The following is an 18,582-nucleotide window of genomic DNA, read 5'->3' as shown; positions in this document are numbered from 1 at the left end:
TAGCCCATGCAACTGCTACCCCAGAGTGCGGAATACCACAGGAGAGCGCCCCGCTTATGCTGCTTCGTCTTGCCACAGCATTATTGATGTGCAGCGCTATCGCGCCAGTGCACGCAGACACCATCCACGAAAGCTACGCCTTTGCTAAGCTGGGCGAACCGAAATACGCGGTCAACTTCAGCCATTATGATTACGCCAATCCGGCGGCACCGAAAGGCGGCAAGATCACCCTCGCCGTGGTCGGCACTTACGACAACTTCAACCGCTATGCGTCGCGCGGCAATCCCGGTGCCGGTACTGAGACGCTGTATGACGGCCTGTTTACCACCTCCGACGATGAGCCCGGCAGCTACTATCCGCTGATCGCCGAATCAGCACGCTATCCCAGTGATTACCACTGGATGGAAGTGTCGATTAATCCGCACGCGCAGTTTCAGGACGGTACGCCGATCACCGCACAGGATGTCGCCTTCACCTTCGGCAAATTCATGACCGAAGGCGTGCCACAGTTTCGCGTGGCGTTTCGCGGCGTACAGGTGAAAGCGCTGAACCGGCTAACGGTGCGCATTGACATGCCGAAGCCGGATAAAGATCTGGTGCTGAGCTGGATGACGTTGCCGGTGCTGCCGGAAAAATTCTGGCAGAACAAAAAATTCAATGAGCCGATTGGCTATCCGCCGCTCGCCAGCGGGCCTTACCGCGTCACCTCATACAAATCCGGTCAGTTCATTCAATATAGCCGGGTGAAGAACTACTGGGCGGCCGATCTGCCGGTGAACCGCGGTCGCTTTAATTTTGACACCCTGCGCTACGACTATTACCTCGACGACAACGTGGCATTTGAAGCCTTTAAGGCCGGCGCCTATGATCTGCGTGAGGAGAGTTCGGCGAAGAAATGGGCCACACAATATCGCGGGCGCAACTTCACCAGCCACGCCATTGTGAAAGCCACCACGCCGAATGACGTCTCAACCGACACGCGCTGGCTGGCGTTCAATAACGAGAAAGCCTTGTTTGCCGATCGCCGGGTGCGCGAGGCGCTGACGCTGGCGTTTGATTTTGAGTGGATGAATAAAGCGCTGTTCTACGGCGCTTACAAGCGCACCGACAGCTATTTCCAGAACACCGCTTACGCCGCCAGAGGCTATCCGGACGCCGATCAGCTGGTCCTGCTCGCACCCTACAAGGCGCAGCTGCCTGCCGAGGTGTTTAACAACGCTTACGCGCCGCCGCACTCTGACGGTAGCGGCTTTGACCGCAACAATTTGCTGCGGGCGATGGGGCTACTGAAGCAGGCCGGCTGGCAGATCAAAAATCAGCAGCTGGTGAACGTGAAAACCGGTCAGCCGTTTCAGTTTGAACTGTTGCTGCGCAGCGGATCTCAGAACGACTGGGCGCTGCCGTTCCAGCACAGCCTGGCACGGCTTGGCATTACGATGACGCTGCGTCAGGTGGACAGTTCGCAATATCTGCGCCGGCTGCGCGAAGGCGATTACGACATGATTCCTTCGCTTTATCAGGCGATGCCGTGGCCCTCCACCAGCCTGCAATATGTCTGGCAGTCGGATTACATCAGCTCTTCGTGGAACACCGCGCGGGTAAAGGATCCGCTGGTCGACCATTTCGTGCAGCAAATCGTCGCCCATCAGGGTGATGAGAAAGCGCTATTGCCGCTCGGCCAGGCGCTGGATCGCCTGCTGCTGTGGAATGCCTACATGATTCCGATGTGGTATAACGCCGAACAACGCCTGGCCTGGTGGGACAAGTTTTCTCATCCGCAGATTAAACCGGCGTTTGCCACCGGGCTGGAAAACTGGTGGTACGATGTGAACAAAGCCGGTCGTTTGCCGGCCGATCGACGCTGAGGAGAGCGGTTTGGGTGCTTATTTCCTGCGCAGGCTGTTGCTGATTATTCCCACGCTGTGGGCCATCATCACCCTGAATTTTTTTATTGTGCAGATTGCACCGGGCGGCCCGGTCGATCAGGCGCTGGCCAATATCCAGTTTGGTCACAGCACCGGCCTGCCTGGCGGCGGCGGCAGTGACAGCGGTGCGCGCGGTGCGCTGGTGCGCGACAATCCCGGCGACAGCCAGTATCGCGGCGCGCGCGGGCTGGATCCGGAAGTGGTAGCAGAAATAACCCATCGCTACGGCTTCGATAAGCCACTGCTGCAGCGCTATGGCGAAATGCTGTGGAATTACCTGCGTTTTGACTTTGGCGACAGCCTGTTCCGTAACGCCTCGGTGCTGCAGCTGATCAAAGAGAGCCTGCCAGTATCGATCAGCCTCGGGTTGTGGAGCACGCTGATCATCTATCTGGTGTCGATTCCGCTGGGCATCAAAAAAGCGGTGCGCAACGGCAGCGCGTTTGATATCTGGAGCAGCATCTTTATTATCATCGGCTACTCAATTCCGGCGTTTTTGTTTGCCATCATGCTGATTGTGCTGTTTGCCGGCGGCAGCTATTTCGACTGGTTCCCGCTGCGCGGTCTCACTTCGCCGCAGTTTGATACGCTGCCGTGGTACGGCAAAATCAGCGATTACCTGTGGCATATCACGCTGCCGGTGCTGGCCACGGTGATTGGCGGCTTCGCCACCCTGACCATGCTAACGAAAAATTCGTTCCTTGATGAGGTACGCAAACAGTACGTGGTCACCGCGCGCGCCAAAGGGCTGGATGAAAAGCGCATCCTCTATGGCCACGTGTTTCGTAACGCCATGCTGCTGGTGATCGCCGGCTTTCCCGCCACCTTTATCAGCATGTTTTTCACCAGCTCGGTGCTGATTGAGGTGATGTTCTCACTCAACGGCATGGGGCTGCTCGGCTATGATGCCACCATTCAGCGCGACTATCCGGTGATGTTCGGCACGCTGTATATCTTTACGCTGATTGGCCTGCTGATGAACATTCTCAGCGATTTGACCTATACGCTGGTCGATCCACGCATTGATTTTGAGGGCCGCTGATGCGTTTATCTCCCGTTAACCAGCAGCGCTGGCAGCGCTTTCGCCACAACCGTCGCGGTTACTGGTCGCTGTGGCTGTTTCTGATCATTTTTGTGCTGTCGCTGGGCGCGGAACTGTTAGCCAATGACAAACCGCTGCTGGTGCACTACCAGCAGCGCTGGTATGCGCCGCTGCTGTTTAACTACAGCGAGAGCGATTATGGCGGCCAGTTTGCCACCCCGGCGGATTATCAGGATCCGTGGCTGAAGCAGCGCATTGACCAGCAGGGCTGGGCGTTGTGGGCGCCGATCCGCTTCAGCGACAGCACCATTAACTTTGCCACCGAGGTGCCCTTCCCTTCCCCGCCGTCGGCGCAAAACTGGCTGGGTACCGATGCTAACGGCGGCGATGTACTGGCGCGTCTGCTGTACGGCACGCGCATCTCGCTGCTGTTCGGTTTGCTGCTGACGCTGTTCTCCAGCGTGATTGGCATTGTGGTGGGTGCCCTGCAGGGCTACTTTGGCGGCCGCGTTGACCTCATCGGCCAGCGATTGATCGAGGTATGGTCCGGCATGCCGACGCTGTTCATGCTGATTCTGCTCTCCAGCGTGATTCAGCCCAACTTCTGGTGGCTGTTACTGCTGACGGTGATCTTTGGCTGGATGAGCCTGGTCAGCGTGGTGCGCGCCGAATTCCTGCGCACGCGTAACTTTGACTATATCCGCGCCGCACGCGCGCTCGGCGTCAGCGACAGCCGCATCATGCTGCGCCACATGTTGCCTAACGCCATGGTCGCCACGCTCACCTTTCTGCCGTTTATCCTGTGCGGTTCAATCACCACGCTGACCTCACTGGATTTCCTTGGCTTCGGCCTGCCGGTGGGTTCGCCGTCGCTGGGCGAACTGTTGCTGCAGGGCAAAAACAACCTACAGGCACCGTGGCTTGGGCTGTCCGGCTTCTTCGCCCTCGCCCTGCTGCTGTCGCTGCTGATTTTTATTGGTGAAGCAGTGCGCGATGCCTTTGATCCGAGCCGGGGGCGCTAAATGAGTTTGTTAACGGTAAATCATCTGGCGGTGGCGTTTCAGCAGCGCCGCGTGGTGGAAGATATCTCGCTGCGCATCGACGCCGGCGAAACGCTGGCGCTGGTCGGCGAATCCGGCTCTGGCAAGAGCGTGACGGCGCTGTCGATTATGCGCCTGCTGCCGCAGCCGCCGGTGAGCTATCCGCAGGGCGAGATCCTGTTTGACGGGCGTGATGTGCTGCAGGCCAGCGAGCGTGAAATGCGCGGGCTGCGCGGCAACCAGATGGCGATGATTTTTCAGGAGCCGATGGTGTCACTCAATCCGCTGCACAGCGTGGAGAAGCAGCTGTATGAAGTGCTGTCGCTGCACCGTGGCATGCGGCGTGAAGCGGCGCGCGCTGAGATTCTCAGCTGCCTCGATCGCGTAGGCATTCGCCAGGCCGCGACGCGCCTGCAGGATTTTCCGCACCAGCTGTCCGGCGGCGAGCGCCAGCGCGTGATGATCGCCATGGCCTTGCTGACCCAGCCCAAACTGCTGATTGCCGATGAGCCTACTACGGCGCTGGACGTCACGGTGCAGGCACAGATTTTACAGCTGCTGCGCGAACTGCAGCGCGAACTGAACATGGGCATGCTGTTCATTACCCACAACCTGAACATTGTGCGTCAGCTGGCCCACAGCGTGACGGTGATGCGCAACGGGCGCGAGGTGGAACACAACCGCTGTGACGCACTGTTTCGCCAGCCACAGCAGCCTTATACCCGTGAGCTGCTGGCCGCCGAGCCGGACGGCGCACCGGTGCCGCTGAACGACGCGCCGCCGCTGTTGCAGGTGAATAATTTGCAGGTGGGTTTCCCGATTCGCCGTGGACTGCTGAAGCGCACCGTGGCGGAAAAAACCGCGCTACACAATCTCAGTTTTACCCTGCGGCGCGGCGAAAGCCTCGGGTTAGTCGGCGAATCCGGGTCAGGCAAAAGCACCACCGGCCTGGCGCTGCTGCGCCTGATTGCTGCGCGCGGCGAGATCTGGTTCGACGGCCAGCCGCTGCATCAGCTGAGCGCGAAGCAGCTACTGCCGCTGCGCCAGCGCATTCAGGTGGTGTTTCAGGATCCCAACTCGTCACTCAATCCACGCATGACGGTGCAGCAGGTGATCGCCGAAGGGCTGGCGGTGCACCGGCCGCAGCTGAGCGCCGCCGAACAGGAAGCCAAAGTGATTGCGGTGATGGAGGAAGTCGGGCTGGATGCCGCGAGCCGCAGCCGCTATCCGGCGGAGTTTTCTGGCGGGCAGCGTCAGCGTATTGCCATTGCCCGCGCGCTGATCCTTGAGCCGCAGCTGATGGTGCTGGATGAACCGACTTCGTCGCTGGACCGATCGGTGCAAAAACAGATTCTCACTCTGCTGCGCCGTTTACAGCAGCAGCATCAGCTGGCGTATCTGTTTATCAGTCACGATTTACAAGTGGTGCGCGCGCTGTGTCATCAGCTGGTGGTACTGCGCCAGGGAGAAGTGGTGGAACAGGGTGAATGCGCAGCGCTGTTTAACGCACCGGCCACGGCGTATACGCGTCAGCTGCTGGCCTCCGCGCAGGGCGAAACCTTATCTCAGTGACCGTCAAAGGTTTCAGCAATCGCCACGCCCTGATTTTTCAGGCAGCAGTTAGTGGCGCTCTCGTCGCCACGCTGAATCAGCAAACACGGCTGCCCTTCACATTCGGCAATTTTGCACTCGACCTGGATCTGCGCCAGCGTTTCCTTAAGCTGCTGCAGGATCTCCAGCGCCGGATGGCCGTCATGGCTTAGCAGGCGCAGCGCGACCAGATCCTCATCAGGTACGCCGCTCGCGGCTTCCTGGCGTTCAATGGCGCCAGCATGTTCCAGCGACCAGCGGTAAAGTTGTGGTAAACGATGCACAACCGAGAGTTGCAGCATAGTGTTTCGGTTCCCAGAGACAGTAACGTTATTCACAACGGACGGCTTCATCGCAGTGAATCCCCACCCGGCAAGCTCAGCATATCGACGTCAAGGATGGCCTTCTCGTTTCAGGCACAAAGTGTGTAGCAACATTATTATTTGCGAGCGCCCTCGCATTTATGCCTATGTTTACCGTGTTACGCGGCGCTTAACAATCATTTTAGACGCAATGTCGTTACTTTTTTATCAATTAATTTTCACAATATGGAAACATTAGGCGGGACGATAGCGCGGAGAGAGAAATCAGGGAGAGGAATGAACAGCGGGCAACTGCGGGTACCCGCCAGAGTTATGCTGCGTGACGCGGACGGGCGGCGTAGCTGAACAGCACAATGGAGACGGTGGCGCACAGCGCGATGGTAGCGACCATCGGCCAGGCACTGTTGATGCTGACCAGCGACAGTAGCGCGCCAACCAGCGCACCGACGCCAAAGCGTAACGTGCCGGCCAGCGACGACGCGGTGCCAGCCATGTGCGGAAATTCGTCGAGGATCACCGCCATCGCATTGGATGAAACGGTGGATACGCAGCCAATGAACATCGCCACGCCAAACACCAGCGGCAAGAAACCGAGGTTGAGCGCGCTGACAATCAGCAGCCAGATGCCCATGGCGAACTGGATCAGCAGGCCGAGACGGAACATCGCCAGCGGCCCAAAACGGCGCACCGCGCGGCTGTTAATCAGCGTCATGACAAACAGGAACACCACGTTGAGGCCAAAGTAATAGCCGAAATTCTGCGGCGACACATGGTTGACCTCAATGTAAACAAACGGCCCGGCGTTCAGAAACGTAAACAGCCCGGCGAACGAGAAACCGCTTGCCAGCATGTAGCTGAAGGCGCGTTTGTGACGGACCAGTGCAACAAAATTGCTCAGCGTGGTGCGCAGGTGAAAACGCTGCCGCTGCTCGGGCTTAAGCGTTTCGCGGATCTGCGTCACCACCAGCACGGTGGTGATCAGCGCCGCCAGCGCCAGCGTCCAGAAGATGGCGTGCCAGTTCCACAGCAGCAGCAGCCAGCCGCCGATGATCGGTGCCAGCAGCGGCGCAATGGTGGTGATCAGCATGACAAACGACATCATGCGCGAGAAATCCTCTTTCGAATAACTGTCGCGCATCAGGGCGTTAATCACCACGCTGGCGGCAGCGGCGGACAGCCCGTGCAGGAAACGCATCAGAATCAGCTGGTCGATAGATTGCGACAGCGCACAGGCTGCCGCCGCGCAGGCAAAAATCAGCGTGCCGAGCACGATCACCGGTTTACGTCCATAGCTGTCCGCCAGCGGGCCATACACCAGCTGACCAATGGCGAAGCCGAGTATGTAGAGATTCAGCGTCATCTGCACGCTGCCGGCCGACACCGCGAACTCACGGGCGATTTGCGGCATCGCCGGCAGATACATGTCAATGGAGAGCGGCATCAGCATCGCCAGCAATCCCAGAATCACCACTAATCCCACCGGTGAATTTTTTTCCTTACGCACCGCTGTCTCCCGCTATTTGCGCTGTTTCAGTTCGTCCGGCAGGCCGATGCTGTTGATTTCCGCCTCGGTCAGTTCACGGTATTCGCCTTCGCCGAGATCGTCATCCAGCACAATCTCGCCGATGCTTTCGCGATGCAGCGCCCTGACGTGGTTGCCCATCGCCGCAAACATGCGTTTCACCTGGTGATAGCGCCCTTCGCTGAGGGTCAGGCGTGCGGCTTTCTCATCGAGGATTTCCAGCTGCGCCGGTTTAGTCAGATCTTTCTCGTTGTGCAGCTGAATGCCGGCGGCAAATTTTTCGATCAGCCCCGTGTCAAGCGGCTGCTCCAGTTCCACCAGGTAGGTTTTCTCGAGGTGATGACGCGGAGAGGTAATGCGATGCGACCACTGACCATCATCAGTCAGCAGCACCAGCCCGGTGGTATCAATATCCAGCCGCCCTGCCGCGTGCAGTTTGAACGCAGCCGGCTCCTCGATGAAATAGAGAATGGTGGGATGATCCGGGTCGTCGGTGGAGCAGACATAGCCCTGCGGCTTATTCAGCATGAAATAGCGCGGGCCCTGCTGCACCGTCAGCGGATTGCCGTCGTACTCCACGGCATCGTCCGGCAGCACTTTATACGCGGTGTCGCGCACCACTTCGCCATTGATGGTGATTTTTCTGCCACGGATTTCACGGCCGGCGATGGCACGGCTAACTTCCAGTTGCTGAGATATGAATTTGTCGAGTCGCATGAATTCGCTTTTTGCCTGTTACTGCGGAGGGGAACTGAAACGGCGTTTGCCCGGTAAATCATTCACATCGCGGCGCGGCGGCCACGGCATAATTGAGAGCAGGGTTAACCGTTGAAAAAGTGTGGGCAGTATAGCCTGAACCTTCGCCTGCTAATAGTGCCGATCCTGCGTTTCAGCCACTTTCATGGCATAATGCGCGTCCGTTCCAGAAAAAAGCCTGTGCCGATGTCGTTTACCCTGCGCCCCTATCAGCAAGAAGCCGTTGATGCCACCGTTGCCCACTTTCGCCGCCACGCTACGCCAGCGGTAATCGTGCTGCCAACCGGCGCCGGTAAAAGCCTGGTGATCGCCGAGCTGGCGCGGCTGGCGCGCGGCCGCGTGCTGGTGCTGGCTCACGTCAAAGAGCTGGTGGAGCAGAACCACAGTAAATATCAGGCCTATGGCCTGCAGGCGGACATCTTCGCTGCGGGCCTGCAGCGCAAGCAGAGCGACGGTAAAGTAGTCTTCGGCAGCGTGCAATCGGTGGCGCGCAATCTGGCCAGCTTTGACAGCGCCTTTTCGCTGGTGATCGTCGATGAGTGCCATCGCATCAGCGACAACGAGCAGAGCCAGTATCAGCAGCTGTTCGCCCATCTGCGTCAGCACAATCCGCAGCTGCGTCTGCTGGGACTGACTGCCACGCCATTCCGCCTGGGCAAAGGCTGGATCTACCAGTACCACTATCACGGTATGGTGCGCGGCGATGATAACGCGCTATTCCGTGACTGCATCTACGAATTACCGCTGCGCTACATGATCAAACATGGCTTTCTGGTGCCGCCAGAGCGGCTGGACATGCCGGTAGTGCAGTACGATTTCAGCCGGCTGATCCCGCAGAATAATGGCCTGTTCAGCGAGGCCGATCTCAACCGTGAACTGAAACAGCAGCAGCGCGTCACGCCACAGATCATGCGACAGATCATCGAGTTCGCTGAGACGCGCCGCGGCGTGATGGTGTTTGCCGCAACCGTTGAACACGCGCGGGAAATTCTCAGCCTGCTGCCGGAAAACAGCGCGCTGGTGTCGGCGGAAACCCCGGTCAAAGAGCGTGACCGGCTGATTCAGCAGTTCAAAGCGCAGCAGCTTAAGTTTCTGGTTAACGTGGCGGTGCTGACCACCGGCTTTGACGCGCCGCACGTCGATTTGATCGCCATTCTGCGCCCGACCGAATCGGTCAGCCTGTATCAGCAAATTGTCGGTCGCGGCTTACGGCTGGCACCGGGCAAAACCGACTGTCTGATCCTTGATTACGCCGGCAATCCGCACGATCTCTTTACGCCCGAAGTCGGTGCACCGAAAGGTGCCAGCGATAACCAGCCGGTACAGGTGTTTTGTCCGGCCTGCGGTTTTGCTAACACCTTCTGGGGCAAGGCGACCGACGATGGCCACGTCATTGAGCACTTTGGCCGCCGCTGTCAGGGCGTGCTCGACGATGACGAGGGCAACCGCGCGCAGTGCGACTATCGCTTCCGCTTTAAAAGCTGCCCGGACTGCGGTGCAGAAAACGACATCGCCGCGCGCCGCTGTCAGCAGTGCGACAAGGTGCTGGTCGACCCGGATGATATGCTGAAAGCGGCGCTGAAGCTGAAGGATGCACGCGTGCTGCGCTGCAGCGGCATGACGCTGGCGCACGGACGTGATGATAAAGGCGAATGGCTGAAAGCCACCTATTACGATGAGGATGGCACCGACGTCAGCGAGCGTTTTCGCCTGCGCACCCCGGCGCAGCGCACCGCTTTTGAGCAGCTGTTTATGCGACCGCATCAGCGAGCGCCCGGCGTGGAGCTTGGCTGGCAGACCGCCGCCGATGTGGTGGCGCTGCAGCCGCTGCTGCGCCATCCCGACTTTGTGGTGGCGCGCGCCAAAGGCCACTTCTGGCAGGTGCGGGAAAAAATGTTTGATTATCAGGGCCGTTATCGCCGCGCCAATGAGCTGCGCTAAGCGGCGGAATCATTTGCCCCGCTGTGGCAATCCGGCTATAATGCCGCCCGCTTTTGCATCCGTAAAAGCGTGTTGAATAACCGTCCTGTTGCTGGGTCGCCTGTAGCAGGAACTATTGAAGAGATATTAAGATGTTCACTATTAATGCAGAAGTACGTAAAGAGCAGGGTAAGGGTGCGAGCCGCCGCCTGCGCGCAGCGAACAAATTCCCGGCCATCATTTATGGCGGTAAAGACGCTGCGGTTTCTATCGAACTGGATCACGACTCTGTGATGAACATGCAGGCTAAGCCTGAGTTCTACAGCGACGTGCTGACTCTGGTTGTTGACGGTAAAGAAACCAAAGTTAAAGTTCAGGCTGTTCAGCGTCACCCGTTCAAGCCAAAACTGCACCACATCGACTTCGTTCGCGCTTAATCGCTAACGGGTTGACGAAAAAACGCCGCATCTGCGGCGTTTTTTTATGGCGCTAATCGGGCGTTCACTGACCGCCGGTACGACGCTGCAGCTGATCGCGCAGGTTGGGCGGCGTGCCTTTGATGGTCAGCGTATCCGTGGCCGGATCCCAGAAAATGCGCTCGCCCAGCAGCATGGCGTCAAAGTTAAGCGTTAAGCCACCGCCGCTGCCGGCAAATTTCGTCAGCTGACGCAGCGTGCTGCGGTCGGCCGGGAAATGCTCCTCCAGCTCATAACCCTGTTCCTGGGTAAACGCCTGAAAGGTTTTTTCACCCAGCGGCGGCAGCTCACTGGAGAGATCTTCCAGCGCAATCTCCTCGCCCGCCTGCAGCTGTTCATTGCAGTAGCTGTAAACCTGTTGGCGATAGTTCTGGCGCTCATTTTTATCCAGGCTCGACTCAGCGCAGTAATCATCCACTGCCTGCAGCAGTCCGCGATTCTGCGCTTTGGTGTCCAGTCCGACGCTGGCGCCGAGGAAATCCATGAAGAAATCCGCCACCTTGCGGCCGACGCGTCCGCGCAGGAAGGTCAGATAGCGCGTGGATTCCGGGCTGGTTTCCCATTCGGTGAGATCGATACGCGCCACGATATCGGCGTGGTTGATGTCCAGATAGTGCGTGCTGCTGATGTCGAGCTGCTCGTTAACGCGCATGCTCGACTGGCTGTTCAGCACCGCCACCAGCAGATACTCCACCGCCAGATAGCGATAGTGCAGAAACAGCACCACGCCGCCTTCGGCGAACGGGTACTTGCTCAGCTCGTCGCGCAGACGCCCGGTGGCCGCACGGCTGAACGCCAGGAAGTCATCCTGCCCTTTGCGGCAGTTGCGCAGCGCTTCCGCCAGCTCGCTGTCTTCATTAAACAGGCCGTAAGCCTTGTTTTTGGCGCTGTAAACGCGGTGTAACTCTTCTGCCATATCTTCCACCGCCTGCGTGGCAGGCAGCAGGGTGTCGCGCAGCACCAGTTCCAGCTGGTTTTCATCACGTTTGACTAACTGATGCAGGGCAATCTGGTCGATATCCAGACTCATGGTAGACTCTCCTTTTAGCTCAGGCGCGTATTCAAACACCGCCCGCCGCCGCTTTCAACTGCGCGCACAAACTGATCGTTCTGCTTGCGATAAAATTGCGGAAAAAACTGCGTTGTTACGGTAATATACCGCGTTTTCATACTTGATTAGTCGACGATATGCCACAATCATCCCGTTACAGCGACGCGCGCGTTGAACAGCTTCTCGCGCAGCTGGCGCAGGTTCTTGAAAAAGACAAAGCGCCAACCGATCTTTCCCTGATGGTGTTGGGGAACATGGTGACCAATTTGATCAACACCGACATCGCACCGGCCCAGCGCCGCAGCCTTGCCCGCTCGTTTGCGGAAGCGCTGCAGTCTTCCGTGCGCGATGACAATGCCCACTAAATTGCAGATCTGACCTCATAAATATGGTAACCAACCGGCAGCGCTACCGTGAAAAAGTCTCCCAGATGATCAGCTGGGGGCACTGGTTTGCCCTGTTTAATATTCTGTTTGCGCTTGTGTTAGGCAGCCGCTACCTGTTGGTCGCCGACTGGCCCTCTTCCCTCGCCGGCCGCATTTATGCGTTTACCAGCTGGATTGGTCATTTCAGCTTTATCGTGTTTGCTGCCTATCTGCTGATTATCTTCCCGCTGACCTTTGTCGCCATGTCGCAGCGGCTGCTGCGCGTGCTCTCCGCTGTGGTCGCCACGGCCGGGCTGACGCTGATTATGGTCGACAGCGCGGTGTTCAACCGTTTCCATCTGCACCTCAATCCGGTGGTGTGGGAACTGGTGGTCAACCCCGATCAAAGCGAGATGGCGCGCGACTGGCAGCTGATGTTTATCAGCGTACCGCTGATTTTCCTCGTTGAGATGCTGTTTGCCACCTGGAGCTGGCAGAAGCTGCGCAGCCTGAACCGGCGCTCGTTTGGCAAGCCGCTGGCCGCGCTGTTTATCAGCGCCTTCTTTGCCAGCCATCTGCTGTATATCTGGGCGGATGCCAACTTCTACCGGCCGATTACCATGCAGCGCGCCAACCTGCCGCTCTCCTATCCGATGACCGCACGACGCTTTCTCGAGCGCCACGGCCTGCTGGATGCGCAGGAGTATCAGCGCCGCCTGGTGCAACAGGGCGATCCGGAAGCGCTGTCGGTGCAGTATCCGCTTAGCGACATTACGTTCCGCGATGGTGGGACGCGCCACAACCTGCTGATTCTGACGCTGGACGGCCTGAACAATGCCACGGTGGATAAAGCGCTGCCGTCGCTCAGTCAGTTCGCCAGTGAGAACGTGCGCTTTACCCAGCATTACAGTGCTGGATTGCAGCCGGAGAAAGGGCTGTTCGGCCTGTTCTATGGTATCTCCTCCAGCTATATGGATGGCGTGCTGGCGGCGCGCATGCCTTCTGCCCTGCTCAGCGCGCTGACCAGCCAGGGCTATCAGTTCGGCCTGTTCTCTTCCGATGGCTTTAGCCAGCCGCTGTACCGTCAGGCGCTGCTGGCTGATTACAGCCTGCCGCAAGCCGACAGTCAGCCTGACAGCACCACGGTGACGCAGTGGCAAAACTGGCTCAACGGCCAGAAAAGCGATGGCGCCCCGTGGTTCTCATGGATTGCCCTTAACGGCATGACGGTGACCGGCGACAGCACCAAAGCGCGTCAGCGCAGCTACCTGCGCCAGGCGCCGGGCGTGGACGAGCAAATCGCGGCGGTGCTGCACACCCTGCAGCAGAAAGATGTGCTGAAGAACACCGTGGTGGTAATCACCGCGCAGCGCGCGATCACCTTTGACGGCAGCGATAATCCAGGCAACCGCGCGACGCTGCAGGTGCCGCTGGTTGTTCACTGGCCGAACACGCCGGCGCAGACCATCGATCGCCTGACCGATCAACAGGATGTGATGACCACGCTGATGCAGCGCCTGCTGCACGTGCGCACCAATCCGGTGAACTATTCACAGGGTGAAGATCTGTTTGCCGCACAGCGCAGCCATAACTGGGTTGCCAGCAGTGAAGATGGCAAACTGGTGGTGACCACGCCAACGGTGACGCTGGTGCTCAGCAACAATGGCAACTACCGGGCTTACGATGCGCAAGGCAAGGAGCTGAAAGATCATAAACCTCAGCTGGCGCTGCTGTTGCAGGTGCTGACGGAAGAGAAACGGTTCACGGCAAACTGATTAATTATGAGGCAGTTAACCTGCCGGCATATTGCAATCGCCAACGGAACCAGTAGTATAACCCTCCACGTTCGGCACGTAGCGCAGCCTGGTAGCGCACTGTCATGGGGTGTCAGGGGTCGGAGGTTCAAATCCTCTCGTGCCGACCAAAATCCCAAAGAAAGCAGCCTTTATGGCTGCTTTTTTATTTTCTGCTGTAAAATCGCGGTGTTAAGCACAGCGCGGTAATAAATCCTAACGCTTTCCTTCATTGCATAATGCCCAATTCTTTCCAGGCTTAAACGGTTAATCACCGATGCAAGGAGGAAACATGCTTGATGAATATAAACGCTGCGTGGAGGCCTGTTATCTGTGCGCAGCCGCGTGCGACCACTGCGCAACATCCTGTCTGGATGAGGAAAATGTGGAGATGATGCGCGAGTGCATCAGGCTGGATATGCAGTGCGCCAATACCTGTCGCCTCACGGCGCAGTTTATGGCACTAAACAGTGAATCGGTGCAGCATCTCTGTCAGTTCTGCGCCGACATCTGCCAGCAGTGCGCGCAGGCGTGCCAGCAGCATCAACACCAGCACTGCCAGCAATGCGCTCAGGCCTGTCAGCGCTGTGCAGAAGAGTGCCGTAAAATGGCGGCATGATGCCAGCAGGATTGAGATTCGCTGCGGCGAGTCTCAATCGTTAACGCTGAGTGAAACCTCTGCCTCGCAGGGCTGTACCAGAATCAGCGGGCATTTCTTTACCTTGCACGCCTGCGAATAAGCCAGCTCGCACACTTCGCAGATATCGCGCACGTCCGACTCATATTCATACTCCATGAAGTAGCGAAACGTACCGCTGCGCGTGTCACTGCGCCAGAAGCGTTGCGGTTCCAGTATTTCATCCAACTGCCTGAAGGTCAGGGCTGAGGGGTTGTGAAAACCCACTCTTACACGATATTTAGTCATGCCCTGATAATTATCGAGTTTCCGCTGCGTTGCCAGCCGGAAACAATTCTCGCTGGGATAGGAAAAATCTTTGCTGTGGATAACCTATCGGGTGCCGCCACCAGACGCGCGACGATCGCGGCACAGATGAAGGGCGAAACCGTCAGCGTTTGATTTTTAAATCATCGTCCCAGCTGTCTGCCGCCGCGTGCGCGGGATCGTGATCCTGCAGCAAAAACTCGCCGTTTTGCTGGGCAATCTGCTCACCGGTATCGGTAATCGCGTTTTGAATAAACACCTTTGCCTGCGCGCCATTCACAAAGGTGAGCTGGTGGAAGGCGGTTTTATTGCCCCAGTCTTTTGACGGCGTTGAAATATAGCGGATGGTATAACTCTGGTCCTCAACGCTGCCCTGCATCACATAGAGACCATAGTGGTTTTCACCCTGCGACAGGATTTTATACACCCCGTTGCTGTAGTAATAAATCACCGCATCCGGGAACGGCTTTTCGTCGTAGAGCTTGCGGTAGTGCAGTTTATGTACAAAGGTAGGTTTGCCGGGCACCACTTCAATATTGCCCTGCGCATTCTGGAAGCTGAGATCTGCTGCCTGTGCAGCGCCCACGCTCATGCAACCCAGTAACATTATGCCAGCCAGTTTTTGCATCGTTTCGCTCCTTAGCCTCTTTCGTCAGCCACCAGCATGTTACGCCCACGCTTCACCTCAGTTAAACGAAGCGGCGATGGGTGTGTGACGGGCTTCAAAATACAGCCATCAACGGAAGGATAGAGATGGAAAATGACGGCGTCATTACCGCGCCAGACGCGGCTATTCGTCACCACTGCGACAGACCCTGACCTTACTGTTCAGGGTGCAAAATCCGGCAGCATAATCTCGTATCACACTTCATTCACGCAGCGAATCAGGTACTTAACTGAAGTCAGCAAAGCCGACCGGGATCACGTTTTTACTGTTTTGTGACAGCAATTCATTAAAGTGAAACAAAAATGTCACAGATTTCCCCTACCCTAAAGCTCCCGTTTATTTGATGGAATCTCGTTATGGTCATCAAAGCAAAAAACCTGCAGGATGCGGAAGAACTCCTGCACTCAGGCATCAGCAAAGTCGAGCTGGCGTATGATATTGGCAGCGATGATTTCTTCCGCCTGGCCAGCCACTGGTGCGATCGCGGCGCGCGCATCACCAAAGGTCATCACCACTTTGTGGTGCAAATGAAGAACTTCGCTATCCCGCCAAATCGCTAATCTGCAGCGGCCTTTCGGCTTGCTCTGCCCGCGGCTGACTGGTAAAACACGCTTTTCCCTCAGCCGTTACTCGTTATGTTCTCAGCCGAAACGCCCCTGCTGCTGCCTGCTGGCGGTTTTATCACCGCCGCAGGCCACACTTCCGCTTCACCGTCGCTGGCGTGGTGCCGCTTTGATCGGCAACAGTGGCACGCCGGTTTATATCCACAGTGGCAACTGCCGCTGCCGTTCGCGCTGCAGCAGGCGGCCAGTAAACGCAAAATTGAATATCTCGCCAGCCGCTGGCTGGTGCGGCAGCATCTGGCGCAGCTGGGCATCAGTGATTTCGTGCTGCACAACGCACCGGACCGCTCACCGTGCTGGCCGGCAGGCATCCGTGCTTCGCTATCGCACAGCCATGATTGCGTGGTGGTAGCCGCGACGCGCGCCAATCTGTGCGTCGGCATTGATGTCGAGCAGGTGATGGCAGAGGAAACCGCGCAGGAAACGGCGGAACTGTTGATGAACGCGCAGGAGCGTGCGCTGCTTGAGGGCCAGCCGCTGCCCTTTGCGCAGGCGGCAACGCTGCTGTTTTCGTTAAAAGAGAGTCTGTACAAGGCGCTATGGCCGCAGCTGCATCAGCCGATGGCGTTTCATCAGGCTGCGTTGATCGCGCTCGATCTGCCGCAGCAGCGTGCCAGGCTGCAGCTGCGGCAGGATTTCAGTGCGGCTTTTAATCGCAGCACCGTGCTGGACGCACGCTTCTGGCTGCAGCCAACGCGCGTGGTCACGCTGCTTACGCACCCGGCCGGTACACAATAAAAAACCGGCGCGGAATGAGCCCGGGCCGGTGACAACACAAGACGACAGAAGTGTTCCAGCGAGGCAGAGACGAGGATCTCTGCTGCCAAGCACTTTACTTCGCTGACAACGTCTTGCCCAATAAGGCTTTTTGCTAAGCTTTGCCGCCAGCCGTTAATGGCCGGTATCGGTGCGTTTGACGGCATCCAGCGTAGCCATGTCGCGCTCGCGGCCGGTCAGCTCGCTTAACTGCCCATCGCGCATTTCCAGCAGCCGATCGGCATGGATAAAGTAGTGATCGTCATGGCTGATGGCGAACACGGTTTTGCCGGACGCCTGTAGCCACGGCAGCAGCTCGCGGTAGAAAATGCGGCGGAAGTGCGGGTCCTGATCGGCCGCCCACTCATCGAGCAACAGGATATCGCGCTCCTCTGCCGCCGCCAGCAGCAGAGCAAGGCGCTTGCTCTGCCCTTTCGACAGCTGCAGGTTGAGCACCCGGTTGCCTTCCAGCTTCAGCTTGTCCTGCATTTTCAGCCGCTCCAGCCACTGCTGCACCAGCGCCGGATTAGCCGGTTCACCGCCGCGCCGAATCAAACGGTCAAACAGGTGCACGTCAGTGAACACCGCCGAGAAGTGCTGGCGATAAGCATCAAGGTTATGCCAGTCCACCTCTTTCCCGTCCAGCAGCAGGCGGCCTGAATGCGGCTGATACAAGCCGGTCAGCAGCATCGCCAGCGTGGATTTACCGCTGCCGTTACCGCCAATCAGAAACACCAGTTCGCCGCGGCGCAGCGTCAGGTTGATCGGCCCGACGGCAAAACCGTGCTCGCCGTAGTGGAAACAGACGTCGCGCAGCTCCAGCGTCTGCCAGTCGCTCACTGTCGGCAGCGCGTTGAAACCGGCGCTGTAGGGGGCCAGATCGAAGGTATTGATTTTCCGCAATGCCACCTGTGCGCTGAGCAGCGTCGGCAGCGCGCCAACTGCGGCCAGCAGCGGCGTGCGCAGGAACAGCAGCGTCAGCGAATAGGTCGCGGCGACAGCGGTATTGGCCCAGCCGAGACCGTTGGCCATGAAGAACACAATACCAATCGCGCCGAGCATCATAATGTTCGACCAGTTCACCGCGCTGAGATGGAAGGTATCGGCGCGTACAATGTGACGACGATAATCCGTGGCATTTTCCTGATATACGGTGTCGTAAATCAGCCGGGCGCGCTCGCGGTTAAGCTGTAGCTCTTTGCGCCCTTCAATGATGGTCTGGAAATCGCGGTAGAGATCGTCCTCAATTTCGCGCAGCTTCGCCATGTGCTGATAAACGCGCGACACCAGCAGCCAGCCACCAACCAGCGTTATCACCAGCCACAGCGAGGTGATCAGCAGCATTTTTGGCGACAGCCACGCCAGATAGAGGGCAGAACCCAGCGTAATAATGATGCCCTGAATCAGCTCCGGCAGACGCACAAACGCGATGGTGATGGCGCGCACGTCGCTGGTCAGGCCGGCCAGCAGCTGGGCATTACCAATCTGCTCGATGCGCTCGACCCGGGTATCCAGAATACGCTTGATAAACTCACCACGCAGCCGCCAGACAAAGTGATGACCGAGCTGAGTGAGCGCCAGCTGCGACGCCAGCGTCACCGCCATCAGCAGAAACAGCTGGGCGAGAAAGCCCGGCAGCACGGTGAGCGAGGTATTAACCGCTACGATCAGCTCATTGTTGATGTAGGCGATCAGGCCGATACCCAATGCGGCACTGAGCAGCGTAAGCACAATCACGCCAATAAACGGCCAGCGGTACTGGCGAAAAACAACCTGAAGCAATGCCATGC

General features: G+C 58.0%; 19 protein-coding genes and 1 tRNA gene. 13 read left to right on the top strand and 7 right to left on the bottom strand.

Going from position 1 to position 18,582, the window contains the following annotated elements:
- The first annotated feature begins 56 nt into the window (after positions 1 to 56).
- From MXF20_RS10520 to yejF, 4 genes are read left to right on the top strand one after another with little or no spacing between them, the layout of a single operon-like run.
- Positions 57 to 1,865 (top strand): extracellular solute-binding protein, encoded by a 1,809-nt coding sequence (locus tag MXF20_RS10520; protein ID WP_325969209.1) that lies wholly within the window; start codon positions 57 to 59, stop codon positions 1,863 to 1,865.
- Between the two features lie 10 nt (positions 1,866 to 1,875).
- Positions 1,876 to 2,967, top strand: a complete 1,092-nt coding sequence (locus tag MXF20_RS10515) for a microcin C ABC transporter permease YejB (protein WP_325969208.1) — start codon at positions 1,876 to 1,878, stop codon at positions 2,965 to 2,967.
- Positions 2,967 to 3,989 (top strand): microcin C ABC transporter permease, encoded by a 1,023-nt coding sequence (locus tag MXF20_RS10510; protein WP_325969206.1) that lies wholly within the window; start codon positions 2,967 to 2,969, stop codon positions 3,987 to 3,989. The genes MXF20_RS10515 and MXF20_RS10510 overlap by 1 nt, the downstream gene beginning before the upstream one ends.
- Entirely contained in the window at positions 3,990 to 5,579 is a 1,590-nt protein-coding gene (gene yejF, locus MXF20_RS10505; protein WP_325969205.1) for a microcin C ABC transporter ATP-binding protein YejF, read from the top strand. It abuts the gene before it with no gap.
- Here yejF and MXF20_RS10500 read toward each other — a convergent pair.
- The 3 genes from MXF20_RS10500 to rsuA all read right to left on the bottom strand — a co-directional run bounded on the left by MXF20_RS10500 (position 5,573) and on the right by rsuA (position 8,159).
- On the bottom strand, positions 5,573 to 5,899 hold the full coding sequence (locus tag MXF20_RS10500) for a hypothetical protein (RefSeq protein ID WP_058775791.1): 327 nt from the start codon (positions 5,897 to 5,899) through the stop codon (positions 5,573 to 5,575). The two genes, yejF and MXF20_RS10500, sit on opposite strands and share 7 nt — an antisense overlap.
- A 331-nt stretch (positions 5,900 to 6,230) precedes the next feature.
- Positions 6,231 to 7,424, bottom strand: a complete 1,194-nt coding sequence (locus MXF20_RS10495) for a Bcr/CflA family multidrug efflux MFS transporter (protein ID WP_058775792.1) — start codon at positions 7,422 to 7,424, stop codon at positions 6,231 to 6,233.
- Positions 7,425 to 7,436: 12 nt separating this feature from the next.
- Positions 7,437 to 8,159, bottom strand: a complete 723-nt coding sequence (rsuA, locus tag MXF20_RS10490) for a 16S rRNA pseudouridine(516) synthase RsuA (protein WP_325969204.1) — start codon at positions 8,157 to 8,159, stop codon at positions 7,437 to 7,439.
- A 225-nt stretch (positions 8,160 to 8,384) separates the two neighbouring features.
- Between rsuA and MXF20_RS10485 the strand changes: the two genes are divergently transcribed.
- Positions 8,385 to 10,139 (top strand): DEAD/DEAH box helicase, encoded by a 1,755-nt coding sequence (locus MXF20_RS10485; protein ID WP_325969203.1) that lies wholly within the window; start codon positions 8,385 to 8,387, stop codon positions 10,137 to 10,139.
- A gap of 131 nt (positions 10,140 to 10,270) precedes the next feature.
- Complete coding sequence (rplY, locus tag MXF20_RS10480) at positions 10,271 to 10,555, top strand: 50S ribosomal protein L25 (RefSeq protein WP_058775794.1); 285 nt, start codon at positions 10,271 to 10,273, stop codon at positions 10,553 to 10,555.
- 64 nt (positions 10,556 to 10,619) lie between these two features.
- Here the strand turns inward: rplY and yejK are convergent, their stop codons facing one another.
- Positions 10,620 to 11,624 carry a nucleoid-associated protein YejK gene (gene yejK / locus MXF20_RS10475; protein WP_325969202.1) on the bottom strand — a complete coding sequence of 335 codons (1,005 nt, stop codon included), beginning with the start codon at positions 11,622 to 11,624 and terminating at the stop codon, positions 10,620 to 10,622.
- A 158-nt stretch (positions 11,625 to 11,782) separates the two neighbouring features.
- On the opposite strand from yejK, the gene MXF20_RS10470 reads away from it, so the two are divergent.
- From MXF20_RS10470 to MXF20_RS10455, 4 genes are all read left to right on the top strand, one after another.
- The gene (locus MXF20_RS10470) at positions 11,783 to 12,010 is read left to right on the top strand and encodes a YejL family protein (protein WP_021509249.1); all 228 of its coding nucleotides are present in this window, start codon (positions 11,783 to 11,785) and stop codon (positions 12,008 to 12,010) included.
- 23 nt (positions 12,011 to 12,033) lie between these two features.
- Positions 12,034 to 13,785 carry an LPS biosynthesis-modulating metalloenzyme YejM gene (yejM, locus tag MXF20_RS10465; RefSeq protein ID WP_325969200.1) on the top strand — a complete coding sequence of 584 codons (1,752 nt, stop codon included), beginning with the start codon at positions 12,034 to 12,036 and terminating at the stop codon, positions 13,783 to 13,785.
- Positions 13,786 to 13,857: 72 nt separating this feature from the next.
- Positions 13,858 to 13,934: transfer RNA gene (locus tag MXF20_RS10460), tRNA-Pro, on the top strand.
- 161 nt (positions 13,935 to 14,095) lie between these two features.
- A complete protein-coding gene (locus MXF20_RS10455; RefSeq protein ID WP_325969199.1) occupies positions 14,096 to 14,422 on the top strand; it encodes a four-helix bundle copper-binding protein in 327 nt (108 codons plus the stop codon).
- A 33-nt stretch (positions 14,423 to 14,455) separates the two neighbouring features.
- On the opposite strand, the gene MXF20_RS10450 is transcribed toward MXF20_RS10455, so the two are convergent.
- Positions 14,456 to 14,728, bottom strand: coding sequence for a hypothetical protein (locus MXF20_RS10450; RefSeq protein ID WP_031280046.1), 273 nt, complete (start codon positions 14,726 to 14,728; stop codon positions 14,456 to 14,458).
- On the opposite strand from MXF20_RS10450, the gene MXF20_RS10445 reads away from it, so the two are divergent.
- The gene (locus MXF20_RS10445; RefSeq protein WP_325969459.1) at positions 14,696 to 14,881 is read left to right on the top strand and encodes a hypothetical protein; all 186 of its coding nucleotides are present in this window, start codon (positions 14,696 to 14,698) and stop codon (positions 14,879 to 14,881) included. The two genes, MXF20_RS10450 and MXF20_RS10445, sit on opposite strands and share 33 nt — an antisense overlap.
- On the opposite strand, the gene MXF20_RS10440 is transcribed toward MXF20_RS10445, so the two are convergent.
- Positions 14,871 to 15,374: a hypothetical protein gene (locus tag MXF20_RS10440; RefSeq protein ID WP_325969196.1), complete on the bottom strand. Its 504-nt coding sequence runs from the start codon at positions 15,372 to 15,374 to the stop codon at positions 14,871 to 14,873. The two genes, MXF20_RS10445 and MXF20_RS10440, sit on opposite strands and share 11 nt — an antisense overlap.
- A gap of 395 nt (positions 15,375 to 15,769) precedes the next feature.
- Between MXF20_RS10440 and MXF20_RS10435 the strand changes: the two genes are divergently transcribed.
- Positions 15,770 to 15,973 carry a hypothetical protein gene (locus MXF20_RS10435; protein ID WP_325969194.1) on the top strand — a complete coding sequence of 68 codons (204 nt, stop codon included), beginning with the start codon at positions 15,770 to 15,772 and terminating at the stop codon, positions 15,971 to 15,973.
- A 75-nt stretch (positions 15,974 to 16,048) separates the two neighbouring features.
- A complete protein-coding gene (locus MXF20_RS10430) occupies positions 16,049 to 16,774 on the top strand; it encodes a 4'-phosphopantetheinyl transferase family protein (protein WP_325969193.1) in 726 nt (241 codons plus the stop codon).
- 153 nt (positions 16,775 to 16,927) lie between these two features.
- Here MXF20_RS10430 and MXF20_RS10425 read toward each other — a convergent pair whose 3' ends face one another.
- Complete coding sequence (locus MXF20_RS10425) at positions 16,928 to 18,580, bottom strand: multidrug ABC transporter permease/ATP-binding protein (protein ID WP_325969192.1); 1,653 nt, start codon at positions 18,578 to 18,580, stop codon at positions 16,928 to 16,930.
- Positions 18,581 to 18,582 lie beyond the last annotated feature (2 nt).

This window comes from Pantoea dispersa (assembly GCF_035783935.1).
In the GTDB taxonomy this organism is placed as follows: domain Bacteria; phylum Pseudomonadota; class Gammaproteobacteria; order Enterobacterales; family Enterobacteriaceae; genus Pantoea; species Pantoea dispersa_C.
Note: the sequence above shows the minus strand (reverse complement) of the source record. Positions and strands in the feature narration are given on the sequence as shown.